This window comes from Lactobacillus sp. UMNPBX15, assembly GCF_002553785.1.
Taxonomy (GTDB): Bacteria; Bacillota; Bacilli; order Lactobacillales; family Lactobacillaceae; genus Lactobacillus; species Lactobacillus crispatus.
This window is the reverse complement of record NZ_PCYV01000010.1, coordinates 23,363-40,336: the sequence shown is the minus strand read 5'-3', so window position 1 is coordinate 40,336 and position 16,974 is coordinate 23,363. Positions and strand designations below refer to the sequence as shown.

The 16,974-nt window shown below is 36.6% G+C and carries 17 protein-coding genes; 2 read left to right on the top strand and 15 right to left on the bottom strand.

The window, feature by feature from the left end; genetic code table 11:
* Positions 1 to 90: 90 nt before the first annotated feature.
* Together rpoE and CP366_RS04125 are read right to left on the bottom strand one after the other, a co-directional pair.
* A complete protein-coding gene (gene rpoE, locus CP366_RS04130; protein WP_089143451.1) occupies positions 91 to 645 on the bottom strand; it encodes a DNA-directed RNA polymerase subunit delta in 555 nt (184 codons plus the stop codon).
* Positions 646 to 691: 46 nt separating this feature from the next.
* Entirely contained in the window at positions 692 to 1,096 is a 405-nt protein-coding gene (locus CP366_RS04125; RefSeq protein ID WP_089145697.1) for a DUF1934 domain-containing protein, read from the bottom strand.
* 114 nt (positions 1,097 to 1,210) lie between these two features.
* On the opposite strand from CP366_RS04125, the gene CP366_RS04120 reads away from it, so the two are divergent.
* Together CP366_RS04120 and CP366_RS04115 are read left to right on the top strand one after the other, a co-directional pair.
* Positions 1,211 to 2,584, top strand: coding sequence for an HD domain-containing protein (locus CP366_RS04120; protein WP_089145698.1), 1,374 nt, complete (start codon positions 1,211 to 1,213; stop codon positions 2,582 to 2,584).
* A 34-nt stretch (positions 2,585 to 2,618) separates the two neighbouring features.
* A complete protein-coding gene (locus tag CP366_RS04115) occupies positions 2,619 to 2,891 on the top strand; it encodes a hypothetical protein (RefSeq protein WP_089145427.1) in 273 nt (90 codons plus the stop codon).
* A 68-nt stretch (positions 2,892 to 2,959) separates the two neighbouring features.
* On the opposite strand, the gene CP366_RS04110 is transcribed toward CP366_RS04115, so the two are convergent.
* The 13 genes from CP366_RS04110 to CP366_RS04050 form a co-directional block, all read right to left on the bottom strand.
* The gene (locus CP366_RS04110; RefSeq protein ID WP_089145699.1) at positions 2,960 to 3,880 is read right to left on the bottom strand and encodes an ROK family protein; all 921 of its coding nucleotides are present in this window, start codon (positions 3,878 to 3,880) and stop codon (positions 2,960 to 2,962) included.
* A 161-nt stretch (positions 3,881 to 4,041) separates the two neighbouring features.
* On the bottom strand, positions 4,042 to 5,016 hold the full coding sequence (locus tag CP366_RS04105; RefSeq protein WP_005724087.1) for a ribose-phosphate diphosphokinase: 975 nt from the start codon (positions 5,014 to 5,016) through the stop codon (positions 4,042 to 4,044).
* Between the two features lie 227 nt (positions 5,017 to 5,243).
* The gene (locus CP366_RS04100) at positions 5,244 to 7,013 is read right to left on the bottom strand and encodes an SLAP domain-containing protein (RefSeq protein ID WP_089145700.1); all 1,770 of its coding nucleotides are present in this window, start codon (positions 7,011 to 7,013) and stop codon (positions 5,244 to 5,246) included.
* Between the two features lie 130 nt (positions 7,014 to 7,143).
* Positions 7,144 to 7,896 (bottom strand): SLAP domain-containing protein, encoded by a 753-nt coding sequence (locus tag CP366_RS04095; RefSeq protein ID WP_005718484.1) that lies wholly within the window; start codon positions 7,894 to 7,896, stop codon positions 7,144 to 7,146.
* 128 nt (positions 7,897 to 8,024) lie between these two features.
* The gene (gene glmU, locus CP366_RS04090) at positions 8,025 to 9,410 is read right to left on the bottom strand and encodes a bifunctional UDP-N-acetylglucosamine diphosphorylase/glucosamine-1-phosphate N-acetyltransferase GlmU (protein WP_013085759.1); all 1,386 of its coding nucleotides are present in this window, start codon (positions 9,408 to 9,410) and stop codon (positions 8,025 to 8,027) included.
* A gap of 46 nt (positions 9,411 to 9,456) precedes the next feature.
* Positions 9,457 to 10,287, bottom strand: a complete 831-nt coding sequence (gene purR / locus CP366_RS04085; protein ID WP_013085758.1) for a pur operon repressor — start codon at positions 10,285 to 10,287, stop codon at positions 9,457 to 9,459.
* A 108-nt stretch (positions 10,288 to 10,395) separates the two neighbouring features.
* Positions 10,396 to 10,653 (bottom strand): Veg family protein, encoded by a 258-nt coding sequence (locus tag CP366_RS04080; RefSeq protein WP_013085757.1) that lies wholly within the window; start codon positions 10,651 to 10,653, stop codon positions 10,396 to 10,398.
* A gap of 61 nt (positions 10,654 to 10,714) precedes the next feature.
* Positions 10,715 to 11,599 carry a 16S rRNA (adenine(1518)-N(6)/adenine(1519)-N(6))-dimethyltransferase RsmA gene (gene rsmA, locus CP366_RS04075; protein WP_089145701.1) on the bottom strand — a complete coding sequence of 295 codons (885 nt, stop codon included), beginning with the start codon at positions 11,597 to 11,599 and terminating at the stop codon, positions 10,715 to 10,717.
* A complete protein-coding gene (gene rnmV / locus CP366_RS04070) occupies positions 11,589 to 12,155 on the bottom strand; it encodes a ribonuclease M5 (protein WP_005718476.1) in 567 nt (188 codons plus the stop codon). The genes rsmA and rnmV overlap by 11 nt, the downstream gene beginning before the upstream one ends.
* Positions 12,142 to 12,909 carry a TatD family hydrolase gene (locus tag CP366_RS04065; RefSeq protein ID WP_089145702.1) on the bottom strand — a complete coding sequence of 256 codons (768 nt, stop codon included), beginning with the start codon at positions 12,907 to 12,909 and terminating at the stop codon, positions 12,142 to 12,144. Before CP366_RS04065 ends, rnmV begins: the two co-directional genes overlap by 14 nt.
* Positions 12,909 to 14,885 carry a methionine--tRNA ligase gene (metG, locus tag CP366_RS04060; protein ID WP_089145703.1) on the bottom strand — a complete coding sequence of 659 codons (1,977 nt, stop codon included), beginning with the start codon at positions 14,883 to 14,885 and terminating at the stop codon, positions 12,909 to 12,911. The genes CP366_RS04065 and metG overlap by 1 nt, the downstream gene beginning before the upstream one ends.
* Before the next feature lie 109 nt (positions 14,886 to 14,994).
* Complete coding sequence (locus CP366_RS04055; RefSeq protein WP_065989846.1) at positions 14,995 to 16,584, bottom strand: ABC transporter ATP-binding protein; 1,590 nt, start codon at positions 16,582 to 16,584, stop codon at positions 14,995 to 14,997.
* Entirely contained in the window at positions 16,572 to 16,967 is a 396-nt protein-coding gene (locus CP366_RS04050) for a hypothetical protein (RefSeq protein WP_065989851.1), read from the bottom strand. The genes CP366_RS04055 and CP366_RS04050 overlap by 13 nt, the downstream gene beginning before the upstream one ends.
* Positions 16,968 to 16,974: the final 7 nt, after the last annotated feature.

The following is a 16,974-nucleotide window of genomic DNA, read 5'->3' as shown; positions in this document are numbered from 1 at the left end:
AAACAAAAAAGCTCCCACTAACGGGGAGCTAAACGCACATAGGGTGCCCAACAAAAATATTATCTGCTTTTTCTTCTTAAGTCAAGCAAATTAATTATCTTCGTCGTCATCATCATCATTTAATTGTGACAATTGACCTTCAATGCCATCTGGCAATACATCATCAGTATCGTCGTTGTCTTCATCATAATCAGAATCTTCGTCGCCATAATCGTCATCAGTATCATCGTCTGTGGCGTCTAAGTCGTCATCTTCTGGATCATCGTTATCGTAGTCGATAATGTCATCATCACCAGTTGCACTAGCTAAGAAGGCATTAACCTTCTTATGGTGCTTACGTGAATCGTCTTCTTCTTCATCCTCAGGGTGGTTAACTTCTTCATCAACTGATTCATATGGGAACCATGAACGAAGTGCCCAAACATTTTCACCCATTGAGATAAATTCACCATCAGTGTTCATATTAGTATAAAATTGTGGTAAACGCTCACGAATTTCTTCGTCACTCTTATTCAAGTATTTTTGTACGGCATTAACGATATCGGCAAATGCCATTCTCTTACCATTATCTTCCAAAATTGCTCGTGCAACTTCGATCATTGATAATTCATCGCGGTTTTTGTCTTTAAATTTGTCTAATCCCACAGCTGTACGTCCTCTCTTTTACAATCTTTACTATTCTACTAGGCGTTTAAGTAAAAATCAACGTGACTGCATAGTTACCTATTAAGTATAGTCCATTAAAGAGGTCATATTCAAGCCGAAGTTTACGTGAACCATCATCTTGACTCTGATATTCAAGCAAGTTAGTCACGCTGGTCATGTCCATGCGGCGCCCTTCAACTACATAGCGGCAGTTGCCTTTTTCACCCGGAATAAATTTCATTAAAGAATAATTATTGCTGTCAACGCCGCGGCGAATCAACAATTCATTTTCTTTTAGGAGCATCTTTACCGGAATATTGCCTTCCTCGGCATAAGAGATCCGTGTAACGTCGCCTTCTTCAGTCAATTGCCCTTGCGCATGTCGCGTAAAAGTCTCTGTCTCATCGTCTTGAGTAATTTTACTAGTCAAATCAATCGTAATTGCTGTCAAACAAGCGCCCCCTTTAAACATTATTACTATATCTCTGATATAATTTTAGTTAGATATAATCTATTTTATTATATATAGTTCAAAAAATTAATAAATTAAACTTGGTGGATTTTTATGGCAAGATTTCAAAGCGAAAAATTAAAACAAGAGGTTGTTCTCCGTGATCCGGTTCACGGCTATATTCATATTGAAGATAAAGTTGTTTTGGACATACTGAAGTCTAAAGAATTTCAACGCATGCGTCGCATTAAACAGTTAGGTCCGGTTAGCTATGTTTTTCCAGGTGCAACTCACACTAGATTTGAGCACAACTTAGGCGTTTATGAATTAACGAGAAGAATTTGCGATATCTTTAGCAAAAAATATCCCTCAATTACGCCAGGAGACGGTCTTTGGAACGATGATAATCGATTACTGGTAGAATGTGCCGGATTGCTTCATGACATCGGTCACGGACCCTATTCGCACACATTCGAGCACCTTTTTGGCACCAATCATGAAAAAATTGGACAAAAGATCATTACTGACCCTAATACAGAAATTAACCATGCATTAAAACAAGTTGCACCTAACTTTCCTGAATTAGTCGCCAGCGTAATCGCTAAGACTTATCCTAATCCGCAAGTGGTTAAAATGATCTCAAGTCAAGCTGACGCTGACCGGATGGATTATTTGCAGCGGGATGCTTATTTCACCGGAGTTAACTATGGTAGGTTCGATTTATCAAGAATTTTACGGGTAATCCGTCCTTATCAAAATGGTATTTGTTTTACCAACAATGGGATGCATGCCGTTGAAGACTATATCGTGTCACGCTATCAGATGTACCAACAGGTCTACTTCCACCGCGTAGGACGCTCAATGGAAGTCATCTTGCATCACCTTTTAGAGCGCGCTCAAGCTGTTTATAAAAAGGGAAATCTGCAAGTTACACCTAGCTTGGCTAAATTCCTTGAAGGCAATTGGACTTTAGACGATTATTTAAAGCTTGATGATGGAGTAATGGAAACTAATTTTTCTATGTGGACCCAGGCACAAGATCCAATCTTATCTGACCTAGCCAAGCGTTACTTGTACAGAAAACCGCTAGCTAGTGTCCGAATCGATGAAGAAACCAAAAATCTTTTACCTAAGCTCAAGAGCCTAATCAAGCAAGCTGGCTTTAATCCTGACTACTATACCGCTACCAATTCCGCATTCGATGAACCATATGATGCTTATAAGCCAACGGGGAAAAATGCTAATAGTCAAATTGAAATTATGCAAGACGACAGCAGCATGATTGAGTTATCCCAACTCAGCCCATTGGTTCGCGCATTAAATGGTACTTTCCAAGGAGATGAACGCTTCTTCTTCCCTAAAACTATGCTCAGTCACGATGAAGATCAGCCGCAAATTTTCGATCCACTTTATGAGCAATTTCAAAAATATATTAAGAATGGTGCCTTAAGATATTTGAGAAGACCAAAACGTGAGCAAAAGAAGTAAAATTAAGGTAAATCCTAGAATCGAGGTATTTATGATGAACAGACATGATTTAAATACAGATGTAAGAACTCAAATTAATCCAGAACTTGAAGAAAAAACTGCTAAGAGTGGTTATACTCAAGTAAAAGATTTAATGAACACAGTCCATGGTTACTGCATGGATTATACTAAGATGTCCTTTGACTTTATCCATGAAAATAAGGATTTAGTCAAAGATGTAGTTAAGATTAGCTGTAAAACCGCAATGGTTGCCTGTGTTGCTAGTGCCAGCGTGGCAATTGCCAAAGCTATTTCCAGCAAAGACTAGTTAATTAATCATTTCACACAAATAGGGATGCAGTAAATTAGCATCCCTATTTTTTTCGTCTAAAAAAACTAATTATTTTCTTTTTCCTTTAACTGCAACAATAAGGCATAAAGTGCACCATATAAGTTAGAATCATTGCCATGCTTAGCAGCCACAATCACCGGCTTAATCACTTGATTATTCAACATTGGATTATTCTGCAAAATTTTATCAAATTGATTGTTAATTTCTTCAATCAAAATTGGCTGTGCACTAATCCCGCCACCAATAATTACTTTAGAGCCATTGATTACTGCCTGAATATTGAGGATCATGATTGCTACATTGCGGCAATAGCGTTTAAAAACGGCTAGTGCTCTTAAATCACCATTGTTAATTGCCTCAAACGCGGTCAAGCCGTTATCAAGATCGATATTCCCCAAAGCCAGGTTAACTTTTTTGATCATATTAACCGCAGAACAACTAAAGCCAGCATAAGCAGCCATATTCCTAGTACCAATACTTGAATTCGTAATCATCCAACTCAATTCGCCAGCTTGAAAAGTCCAGCCATGTAAAATACGATTATCAACTATGACACCGCCGCCAACAGCAGTGCCTAAGGTAATTGCGATCCCAGTATTGACGTCATGCAATTCGCCTAGCCATTGCTCTGACAAAGCAGCTGCTTTACCATCATTTTCTACGCCAATTGGTACATCATATTTTTTACCTAAAGTCTCTTCTAAATTCAAGCCATCTAAGAATGGCAAGGCTCCACCAAAATAGATAATTTTATTCTTGGTATCAATCTTACCAGGAGCACAGACTGCAATACCAGCGAACTTTCCTTGATACTTGTCGGCGACTTCATACATCGTCTGCATGAATGCATCTAGGTTTTCAGTATTAGTCTTTACCCGGTCTTTTTCAAGAATATGCCCTTCTTGATCAATTAATGCATATTTCAAGTTAGTCCCGCCAATATCGAATGATAAATATTGTGTCATAATTTTATCCTCTTTAAATGAAAAACATCTATCTCTAATTATAGATGTTTCTCATGTGTATTTTAATACACTCTTATTTATTATAAATGGTGATGATTTTTTCCAAAAAAAATAAAATGACTAACCTCTCGGCTAGCCATTTTTTATTATCAAATTTTATCTTACTTGTTCTTGTCAGCTTCGTATCTAGTGTTGAACAATGGGCTAAGTGCTTCATGGTTTTGGATACACTTAATAGCATCGCCCATCAATGGACCAACTGATACCAAAAGCATCTTGTCAAGCTTCTTCTCTGCTGGTTGATTGATTGAATCAGTCAAAACCAAATTCTTGATTGGTGAATCGTTCAATCTCTTAATAGCTGGACCAGATAGAACAGCATGAGTTGCACTAGCATAAACTTCAGTAGCACCTGCATCAATTAAGGCTTGAGCAGCTAAAGTAATAGTACCAGCAGTATCAATCATGTCATCAATGATGATAGCACGCTTACCCTTAACGTTACCGATAATGTTCATAACTTCAGCAACATTAGCCTTTGGACGACGCTTATCAACGATGGCAATTGGGCAACCTAAGAATTCAGCAAGCTTTCTAGCACGAGTAACACCACCGTGGTCTGGTGAAACTACAACGGCGTCCTTCTCTAAGCCGTTACGCAAGAAGTAGTCTGCCAAAAGTGGAGCACCCATTAAGTTATCAACTGGAATATCAAAGAAACCTTGAATTTGTGGTGCATGTAAGTCAAGTGAAAGAATGCGATCAGCACCTGCAGCTTGAAGCATGTCTGCAACCAATTTAGCAGTAATTGGTTCACGAGCACGAGTCTTACGATCTTGACGAGCATAACCGTAGTAAGGCATCACAATGTTAATTGTACGAGCACTTGCACGACGTACAGCGTCAATCATAATCAACAATTCCATTAAATTGTCATTAACTGGCTTACTGGTTGATTGTACAAGGTAGACATCTTTACCACGCACAGTTTCATCAATATTAATTTGAATTTCGCCATCACTGAAACGTTCAACACTAGACTTGGAAAGTGGAACACCCACACGATCCGCAATCTTTTGTGCTAATGGTACATTTGAGTTAAGGGCGAAGATCATCATATCGTCTTTATAGGACATAATTTCCTCCGTAAAAATATTTAACCAGCTCTATTTTAGCAAAAGTTGCTCTAAAAAGAACCACATTCTCCTTAATTATAGCAAGAATTTTGCCGCAACCATAAAAAAGCACTAACTATTAATCGCTAAAAAAGTTAGAATATATTTGTACTTTCTAGTACAACGAAAATATCCTAAAAAATAAGACGTAGTGTCATTTTAGATACTACGTCTTATTTTATATATTTTTAGTTGTTTGCAACTGCAGCTTGTGTTACATAATCGCCTAAGTTCAAAATTTGTGCAGCTCCGTTAACACTAATTGATAAACTACCGTTAGTAGTTAATTGAACAGAACTTTCTGCTACATTATTAGCATTAGCTACAACCTTAATAATAGCTGCTATTTCATCTGAAGTTAAATTGGTCATGTTAGCAACAGCAACTCTCTTGCCATCAAGTTTAGCCTTTGCACTAACAATAGCAGCATCTGCTTCGTTAACTTGAGCAATAGTAGCTGTAGCATCGTTGTTAACAGTTGTACCATCACTGATTGCCTTGTCATATGCAGCCTTTACATCACTTGAAGCGAGCTTGTAAGCTTCTGAACTCTTAACGCTAGTTGCTTCATTAATGTCTTGGAGCAACTTAGCCTTGTTAGCTGCTGTGGCAACAGTAACGTCTTCTCTAGCTTGTTCTGGAGTGTTAACAGGAGTTAATGTCTTACCACTTACAGCAACGTCTGTATCCTTTAAATAGCCTCTACCGCTTGATAATTTATAGAATAATTCTGGAGTAGCAGTTGCAGAAGTTGCAATATATCTCAATTCTGAAACTTGTTGACTTTGACCTTCGCCAAATGCTCTAACGTTATCGGGTTGTCCCTTAATGTTGTAAAGTGGAGCAACATTAATCGTAGTTACCTTGGTTACGTTTGGATCTACAGTATCATCACCAGTATCAACAGTAGCAGCACCATCTGGTTCGTTAACTGGTTCTAGTTCTGGGCCTGAAATTTTACCTACATTAGCAGCCTTAACGAATTGATTATCACTAATCTTGTAGTAAAGCTTAGTACCAATGTATCTTGCTTCAGTAGCTTTAACAGTCTTACCCTTCTTAACTGTCTTCTTCTTGGTGTCACCGTTACCATTGTAGATGTAAGCATTCTTCTTCATGGTAATTGAAGTTGCCTTAACGGTTCTAGTTACATTACTTGCCTTAACAAAAGCAGTGCCTTTCTTGTCAAGTTGGTAGTAATCCTTACCCTTAATGGTTTCAATGCCATAAACATCAATTGCGGCACCCTTTAAAAGCTTAGACTTGCCTTGGTACTTGTTGATGCGCTTACCATTATTATCATAAATATAAGCATTCTTCTTTAATGAGTAGTCATATTTTTTAGTTGATTCTGCATCATTTGAAACAGATGATTCTTGGTTTGAAGTGGTTTTACCATCAATGTTAACAGTTCGTACAAAAGCAGTACCCTTCTTGTCAAGTTGGTAATACTTCTTACCGTTAATGGTTTGAATACCGTAAGTAGTGACTGAATCACCCTTAACAAACTTAGATTTGCCTTGGTACTTGCTGATACGTTTACCGTTCTTGTCATAAATGTATGAGTTAGAAACAAACTTAGCCTTAGTACCCTTTGACAGTGATGAAGTTGATGACGCAGCTTTACCATCTACGTTAACAGCCTTGATATAAGCACCACCGCCAAGATCGTAGTACTTTACACCATTGATAGTCTTAGTGCCAGTTGAAGTAACAGTTACGCCTTTAGCAATAGTAGTGTATTTTGCACTGCCCATGTACTTATCAAGACGCTTACCATTCTTATCGTACACATAAGCATTACGTACCAAAGTGATCTTGTTGCTTGCTGCCTTCTTTGAAGTAGTCTTCTTAGGAGCAGCTTGAACAGTGTTGACGTTTTCTGCAGTACCCAAAAGTGGAGCAACACTCATCAATGCAGCTGCTGAGACCATAACTAATTTATGACTTAATTTCATCGATAAATACCTCATTCTTACTAAACTTAAAGTTCATTTATATATTGTAGATCTAAAATATTTTTTTGCCAATTTAGAAACGAAAAAGACATCTTTTCATAACGAAAAAGTGTCTTTTTCCTATCAATTATTACTTAACAGTTACATCTGAAGCTTTAATGTAATAATGATTTGGTTGCAAAGCATAATACTTAACACCATTAATGGTCTTAGTACCTAAACCTTTAACAGTGATCTTTTTACCAATGTAACTAGTGCCTAAATAGTTTTTTACACGCTTACCATTCTTGTCGTAAACGTAAGCCTTATTCTTAGTAGTTATCTTAACTGCCTTAGCCACTGGCGTCTTCTTTGATGAAGTTTTCTTAGTAGTCTTTTCTGAGTTGCTTTTTTTAGTAGTCTTAGTGGCAGTTTTCTTAGTTGATTCTTTAACTACTTTTTTAGTGTTTTTATTTGAATTAGTCTTCTTAACAGCCTTCTTAGTTGAAGTAGAAGTTGTTACCTTCTTGCCATCACTCTTTAAAGTATAAGTAGTATTGCCTGACTTATAAGTTACTGTACCTTCAGTTGCAGTTGCAGGAATCCAGTACTTCAAATCAGTTTGAATACTGTAGTAAACTTGACCGTCGATATTCTTGACGTTCCAAATAGTGTAGCTACCACCCTTAGGAGCAGTCTTAGAAGTTTTCTTACCATTACGGTCGACAAACTTCATAGTCTTAGTTACTTTAACTTTGCTGTTTTTACCGTAAGTATTATGTACGCCATTAGTACTCTTAGTAGCAGCTTGAACAGATACAGTATTTTCTGCCATGCCTAATACTGGGCTAACACCCATCAAAACAGCTGCTGAAACCATAACTAACTTATGACTTAATTTCATAGTATTACCTACCTCATGTAAAAATTATTATTAGTACACCTTATTGTAGGTCTCAATTATTATTTTGCAATAAGTATTTAGCAATTCTTAACAAAAAAGCACTAGCTTGATACACTAGTGCCTTATTCTTAATCCCATTCTTTATCTTGAGAAAGAGGAAGCTTATGCCAATAATCTGGCTTATTAACTTGACGGCCACGGCCAATTGCCATGTCATATTTATTAACGTCCTTAGTAACAGTGGTATCAGCTGCAATAAAGGCGTGATCTGCAACATTAATTGGAGCAATCAATGTTGAGCCAGCGCCAATAAAGGCATGATCACCAACATTAGTATGGAACTTCTTTACACCATCGTAATTAGAGAAGATCGTACCACAGCCAATGTTAATGTCTTTACCTAAGGTAGCGTCTCCAACATAAGTCAAGTGACCTACTTTAGTATTTTCACCAATCTCAGCCTTCTTAATTTCCACAAAGTTACCAATATGTGCACCTTTGCGAATAATTGCCTTAGGACGAAGGTGTGAATTAGGACCGATATCAGTATTATCGTCCATTTCAGCTTCTTCAACAGTTGAAGAAGTAACAGTGACATTATTACCAATCTTAGAATCAACGATTCTTGAACCACTAGTAATGTAGCAATCACTACCGATTTCGGTGTTTCCTTTAATCACAACATTACCTTCAATTACAGTGTCGTTGCCAATCTTAACATCTGCATCAATATAAGCAGTATCAGGGTCGATAAATGAAACACCATCACGCATATGCTGTTCATTAATTCTTCTTTGCATAGTCTTAGTAGCTTGAGCTAATGCAATACGGTCATTAACGCCAAGGCTTTCACTAAAGTCAGGCATCTTGTAAGCACCAACGCGTTCACCACTATTGCGCAAGATTTCTAAAACATCAGTTAAGTAATATTCACCTTGAGCATTGTCATTATTAACGTGCTTCAATGCTTCAAATAATTTTTTATTGTCAAAGCAAAATACACCAGTATTGATTTCTTTTACTTTTAATTCTTCTGGTTTACCATCTTTTTGTTCTACAATTCGTAAAACATTGCCTTGATCATCACGAATAATTCGACCATAGCCAAATGGATTTGGAGCTTTCGCGGTCAATACAGTTGCAGCATTGCCTTTTTCTGCATGATACTTGAATAGTTCATTAAATGTATCAGTTGTGAAAAGTGGTGTATCACCAGTAACTACTAAAGTAGCACCATCTTTGTCACCCAATTCTTCACGCGCAGTCATTACGGCGTCACCAGTACCTAATTGCTTTTCTTGGAAAGCAAACTTAGACTTGTCTGCCAGTACTTTTTCTACATCGCCAGCACCTGTACCAACGATTGTAACGATTTCTGCAGGATTAACGCCTTGAGCTGCATCAACAACATGCTCAACCATGGTTTTACCACAAACTTTGTGTAAAACCTTGTACAACTTTGACTTCATTCGTGTGCCCTTACCTGCGGCAAGAACGACTACATATTTTTCCATTAATATTAACCTCTTAATAATCAAAACTTGATTCTAGTATACCATTTTAGAAACGGTCAAAATCAGTTTCAGTTAAGAAGTTACCAGGTTCTGCTACAATCAGCTTTTGGGCAGTATCAATTTCACTAATTTTTATTAATGAAAGATAGTTCTTAATCAGCTTTTCTTTGTCAAAATCGGCTTCACAGAGTACACAAACGCCGGCAATAGTACCATCGAATTCCTTAACTAATTCTTCCATTCCGGTTAGGGTACCGCCACCCTTCATAAAATCATCGACAATTAAAACTTTAGCTTCTTTTTTAAGAGCACGAGTCGGTAATTCCATCTTCGATACTCGAGACAACGATGAAGAAATATAGTTAACAGAAACAGTAGCACCTTCTGTTACCTTTGATCGCTTTCTAGCTGTAACAAATGGTACATCTAAAAAACGAGCAACTGCTTGGGCTAAAGCAATCCCTTTTGTTTCAACTGTCATGACAGCATCGATTTCTTCATAAGCATAATGAGTAGCTACTAATTCACCAATTTTACGTAAATCTTGCGTATTGCCTAAAATATCTGACAGATACACAAAACCACCGGCTAAAATTCTACTTGGATCCTCAATCCTAGTTGATAAATCTGACAAATATACTTCCGCGTGTTTTTTACCTAAAAATGGAATATAGCGCACGCCACCAGCTGCACCGGCTACAGTCTCCAAAATACCATCTTGATTGCTGGCAAGAGTGTGCTTCAAAATAGCTAAATCTTCTGAAATAGATGACTTAGCAGCGCCGTAACGCTTAGCAAAGAATGGTAGTGCAATTAAAGTATGGGGACGCTCCATTAAATATTTGGTCATGTCCACCAATCTTTCTGAACGTTTCATGAAATTTCCTTTCTAATGTTTGTTTTATACTTAATTAATATACTCTAAAGGGCAAAAAAAAGCACTAACATTTTAAATAAATGCTAGTGACAATTTCAAAAATTGTGTTTAAGCTTCAGCCTCTTCAGCTTCATCATCAAACTCTAATGCAATATTCTTAGTTAGTAAATCGGTATAACTGTAAGAAACATGTTTAAAATTATTTTGATGTTGGTCTAAATCAACCACAAACACTGCAGGGAAAGTCTCTCTTAGAATCCCCCGTCTCTTAGTAACTTTCTTACGACCCGCTTGAGCTACTACTGTTAAAGCATCACCTAAGTGAGAATCCAACTTATGTTTAATTGTGATAATTGATGTTGGCACTAAACAACAGCTCCTTTACGTAAATTATATCACAAATATATAATAAATTCAATATTAGGCATTACTTTGCAGGAATAAATTTAGCAATCTTAATGAATTGTTCAATTGTTAGGTCTTCAGGCCGAATTCGTGGTTCTACACCTAATTCTGTAATCAATTCATCTCGTTTGGTTTTATCTGGCAATAATGACTTTAAGTTATTGTTCAGTGTCTTTCTTCTTTGTGAAAAGCACATTTTCACAACCCAAATAAAGTGCTTGCGATCTTCAATAGCAGGCTTTTCTTTTAGCGGAGTCAAAACAACTACACTAGAATCAACTTTAGGTCGTGGCATAAAGGAATTACGCCCCACTTGTAAAGCAAGCTTAACTTTCATTTCTGTTTGAACAGAAATCGTTAATGGGCCATAATCCTTGCTACCTGGTTGAGCTTCTAATCGCTCTGCCACTTCTTTTTGCATCATCAAGGTCAGCGAAGTAAAGTGCAAGTCAGATTCAGCTAAAGCAAAAATAATCGGTGTCGTAATGTAGTATGGTAAATTGGCTACAACTTTGATCGGTTTAGTGAAGTCAAAAAAGTCACCAATATCTTCTTTAAAATTAGCCTTTATTACATCCTTAAGCAAAATCTTAAAGCGACTAGCCAAAGGCTGATCATCAATTTTCTTAGGCAGTTCATTCTGTAAAATCGTAGGTAAGCTATCATCAACTTCATAAGCAAAAACTTTAGCGCCTGCCAACAGTAGTTGCTCAGTCAAAGAGCCAATACCTGGTCCAATTTCAATGACTTGATCATCTTTTTTTATCCCAGCAGCTTCAACAATACCTAAAATAGCAGTCTGATCAACTAAGAAATTTTGCCCTAAGTTCTTTTTAGCTTTGACAAAGTAACGGTTAACAATTGCTTGTGTTCTAACTGGAGAGCCAATTGGAATATTATTTGTCATTTTCTACCTCCTTGACAGCTGCCTTTAATTCAGCTAATGAAACGCCAAAAGTATGCAAGCGATTATAAAACTGCTTGGAATTGCCATAGCCAACTCGTAATTTAATGCCTACTTGTTCACGTAATTTTCGTGAGCCGCTACCACCAGCTAAACCTAATTGCCGATAAATTGCTGGAGTTAAATCACTTTTTTGCGGTTCAACCTCATGCAAATCACTTAGTGCATGCTCAAGTGCTTCTTTTGAAGCATGTTCTACACCTAGACTCCCCTTTTTATGAGGTTCGCCTTCCTTACGGGTAATAAAAGCTTGCTTTGCATCAGGAACAGCTTTAGTTACAATGCGCCGGATTCTTTCGCCATTAAAGTCAGGATCAGTAAAGACAATAATTTGCCGACTCTCACTTAATTTTTGGATTTGCTTCAATACTTCATCTGAAACGGCTGATCCATTAGTCTCAATTGTCTCGATTCCTGGGAAAAATTGTTTTAAACGGATGGTATCGTCTTTCCCCTCAACAACGATTACCGCATCAAAATTCTTTTTATTTAAGCCCATAAACTCTCACTGTGTTCTTATAAGTAGCATCCGCCACTTTCTCTAGTGGAATATCCTTCAACTTAGCAATTGCTTCTGCCACATAACGTACGTAGCCAGTTTCATTTTGATGACCACGATATGGCTTAGGCGTTAAATATGGCGCGTCGGTTTCAACTAAAATTCGGTCAAGTGGCGCAGCTTTTGCACTCTCGTGTACTTCCGTAGCCTTAGTGAAAGAAACAACACCTGAATATGAAAAGTAAACATTCAAATCCAAAAACTTATTTAACCAGTCAACACCACCGTTAAAACTATGCAAAACAGCACCATATTCCAGATTGCTATTTTTTAAGATGTTATAACAATCTCCAAATGCATCCCTAGTATGGATATCAACCGGCATCTTCAAGTCATGTGCTACTTCAATTTGCCGCGCAAAAACATTACGCTGTACGTCGCGCGGCGATTCATCCCAATAATAATCTAGCCCGATTTCGCCCATTGCAACTACCTTAGGCTGCTTCAATTGTTCAATTAGTTTATCTTCAGCCTGTTGATCATAGTCTTTAGCCACATCGGGACAGTAACCGACCATCGCATAGACATTATCAAACCTTTGTGCTAAGTCAACCGCTCTTTGATTAAAGTCAGGATCTTGTCCCGCGCAAATAACCTTGGTTACACCAAGTGCTTTTGCTCGTTCTAAATAATATTGTTCCTTGCCGCGAAACGGCTCGTCATTCAAATGAGTATGATTATCAATGATCTCCATTAGCCGAGTTCAGCCCCAACTGCATGTTCATCACCAACAAGAGCTAACTTAATTTTGCCATCCTTTTCACTTGATAAGAGCATCCCTTCACTAAGGTGACCCAGCATCTTACGTGGCTTTAAGTTAGTAACAGCTAAAACCTTTTTGTCTAATAGCTCACTTGCATCTGGATAAAACTTGCGAATACCACTCAAAATTTGGGTTTCCTTGCCATTACCAAAGTCCAGCTTGAACATGAGCAACTTGCTTGAGCCTTTAACTGGTTCAACTGACAAAATTTGGCCTACTTGGATCTTAACCTTGTCAAAATCGTCAATGGTGATTTCGTCACCCTTCTTTTGTTCACTTCTAGTGGTCTTCTTTGGCTTAGCTTTAGCCATTTCATCCTTGATGTACTTAACTTCTTCGTCCATCTTAAGTCTTGGGAAGATTGGTTGTGGCTTTTCAATTACCTTAACATCCCATTCAAAGTCACCAAAGGCTAAATGCTTAGCATCGTCATTGTCCCAATTTAAACCAAGTTGCTTGAACATAATTGGTGCAGTTTCGGTCATTACTGGTTCAATCATAATAGCAATTAAACGCAAGCTTTCAGCCAAGTTGCTCATGACCTTGCTAAGTTCTTCCTTTTTACCTTCTTTGTTCAAAGCCCATGGAGTAGTTTCATCAATATACTTGTTAGCACGAGAAACCAACTTCCAAATATTGTCTAATGCCTTAGAGAAGTGAAGTGAATTCATGTTTTCTCTGTAATCATTAATGACACTAGCAGCTGTATCTTGCAAGTCTTTGCCAAATTCAGCTTGAGCAACAGGAACTGCATCAACATGACCAGCTTGATATTGATTAATCATTGACACGGTTCTGTTAAGTAAGTTACCCAAATCGTTGGCCAAGTCATAATTAATTCTTTCAACAAAGTCTTCTGGTGTAAAAATACCGTCATCGCCAAATGGAAGAGCACGCATCAAGTAATAGCGAAGTGGATCAACACCATAACGACTAGTCAATGATTCTGGATAAACGGCATTTCCCTTTGACTTAGACATCTTGCCATTTTTCATTAATACCCAACCATGGCCGATAATGTGCTTAGGAAGTGGCAAATCAAGAGCCATTAACATAATTGGCCAATAAATAGTGTGGAAACGAACGATTTCCTTACCTACCAAATGAACATCTGCTGGCCAATATTTCTTAAACAATGAATCACCATCTGAGCCATAGCCCAAAGCGGTAATATAGTTTGAAAGTGCATCGATCCAAACATAAACGACGTGCTTAGGATCGCTTGGAACTGGAATGCCCCAGTTAACAGTAGTACGAGTAACTGACAAGTCTTCCAAGCCTGGCTTAATAAAGTTATTAAGCATCTCCTTTTCACGTGAATGAGGCAAAATAAATTCAGGATGTTCCTTGTAGTATTCCACCAAACGGTCAGCATACTTGCTCATCTTGAAGAAGTAGGATGGTTCCTTAACCAAACGTACTTCATGACCACTTGGAGCCTTACCGCCGATTACATTACCATCATCATCTTTGTAAACTTCAGCAAGTTGTGATTCAGTAAAGTATTCTTCATCTTCAACTGAGTACCAGCCAGTATATTCGCCTAAATAAATGTCGCCTTTCTTTAACAGCTTTTCAAAAATCTTTTGGACAGCTTGAACATGTTGTTCATCAGTAGTTCTAATAAACTTGTCATAAGAAATGTTAAGGCTCTTCCATAATTTTTTGTAAGAAGCAGCCATCTTATCAACAAACTCTTGTGGCTTGATTCCTTGTGCTTCAGCCTTTTGTTCGATCTTCAAGCCATGTTCATCAGTACCAGTTAAAAAGAAAGTATCATAGCCTTGACTACGCTTATAGCGAGCCATTGTATCAGCTGCGATAGTAGTATAAGCATTTCCGATCGTTAAACGACCAGATGGATAATAAATTGGGGTTGTAATATAAAAAGTATCTTTATCAGCCATTGATTAATCAAACTCCTTTAATCGTCTAAAATATCTATTTTATTTTAACATGCAAAAAAAGGAATTGGGCTAAAACCACGAATTCCTTTTAATTTAAGTAGCTATTCTCTTAAACGTTTTGATCACTTAATTTTATTTCTTTATCAAAAAGCCGTCTCGTATCATTAGTCAAGTTATGTGCGATAACAATAACTGTAGCGTCAACCTTTGTCACCGTTCTTAAAATTTCTTTTGCATTACGCGCATCAATTGCACTTGTTGCTTCATCTACCAAAATCAGTGGTTTATTATATAATAGGGTTCTAGCCAAAACTATTTTTTGCTTTTGCCCACCTGATATGTTGCTTTTATCAGTAGTTACTATGGTATTTATTCCATCTTTAAAATTAAGTATATCCTTTTTTAACTTTACTTTGTCAATTATATTAAGTGCCTTTTTCTTCATGTTAGGATTAAACATTGTAATATTATCAATAATTGAAGCTGGCATCAGTACTGGTTCTTGAGAAATATACCCAATTTGGTTACGAATAATTTTATGTTTCTGACCATCCTTATCGACAGCCACTATACTTCCACTGGTTGGAGTTAATTCGCCCAAAATTAATTTAAATAGGGTACTTTTTCCTATTCCTGAAGGTCCTGTTAGTAAGATTTTATCTCCCTGATTTATTTCAATATCCGGATATATTATCTTAGTCATGCTAGAAAAATTTTTACTCAAGTTAGAAATCAAGTACTTTACATCTTTATAATTTTTCTCTGCCTTTTCATGAAAGAGTGGTTCTTCTAATTGACTATTAATCTGATCAACTATGGCTTTGCCATTTTTCATCTGAACAAGTCCATTTGAGATTATTACTACATAACTAAACGTATAGCCAATTAATCCCCCAATACTGAAAAAAGCACCAATACTCAGTTTATTATGCAAAATCAGCATCCCTGTTAAGGCAGAAATTAGCAGTTGGGCAATGACATTACTCAGTACAACAATTAATGAGACATTCTTATTAATTTTAACGTTTTTTAGGTAGACTTTAGTATAACTAGTACCAGCGGAATTTAATTTACTCAAATAAACATCACGTAAATTAAATCGGTGTAACACATCTAAACCCCTTGTCCAATTGGAAATATCTGCTAAAAATTTCTGTGTTTGTTCTGAATTAGCAATGCTTGTTTTTCCAACAACATTCTTAAACATATCTGGTAATTTTAACAATATTAGGGCCAAGATCAACGTACTCAATACAATAATCCAATTAAGTGATAAAATTGCTACTACAGAAAATATAAATAGAAAGATATATTCTAATAGAGCTGCTACTAAAAATAAGTATTGATTTCCCGCTGTTTCCAGATTATTAATTAAATCATTTTGCACTTTACTCGAATCTATATTGTTGCTATATCTCTTAAGCATTGCTCCTCTAATCGAATGCAAATATTCTTGAACGCTTTTAGTAAGTAAAAAATAATTACCAAAATTACTTAGTATTGAGCTTAATATATATGCTATCAGACTAATCAAACTCAGATATAAAAATCCTTGAATGTTGTTTTCTTTCAGAAGATCTGCTTGCCATGTTAAATTATAACGAACAAAGACTGTTAACAACGATGAAATAAGACAAGAAGTTATAATGATAGTTGATCTTATTGGATTTAACTTAAGCAAGTTTTTTATAGAAAACATATCTTTGCCTCTTCTGCCATTTTAATAACATTTATCAATCCTAAGTTTCCATCAGGAAAACTTACGTTCACATTATGAAATGTTCCATCAATCAAAAATAAAGTATTATCAATATTGATAGTATAAAACTGTAAATTATTCAGCATTGTTCTGATAGCACTGCTAAAACTCTTATCTTTATACACAGTAGTATACATAATCAGCGAGTAAATAATGCCCGCTAGCCCATAATACATACCTCCTGATTTTGGCATGCTTATATCTTTTATTGAACTTACACATTCTTTAATTTCCTTAGTTAATACTTCTAAATCACTATTATTAACTCTATCAGGAAGTATATTGACATATTTTCCTTGCTTTTGCACTTCAAACCCAACCATAAGAAAT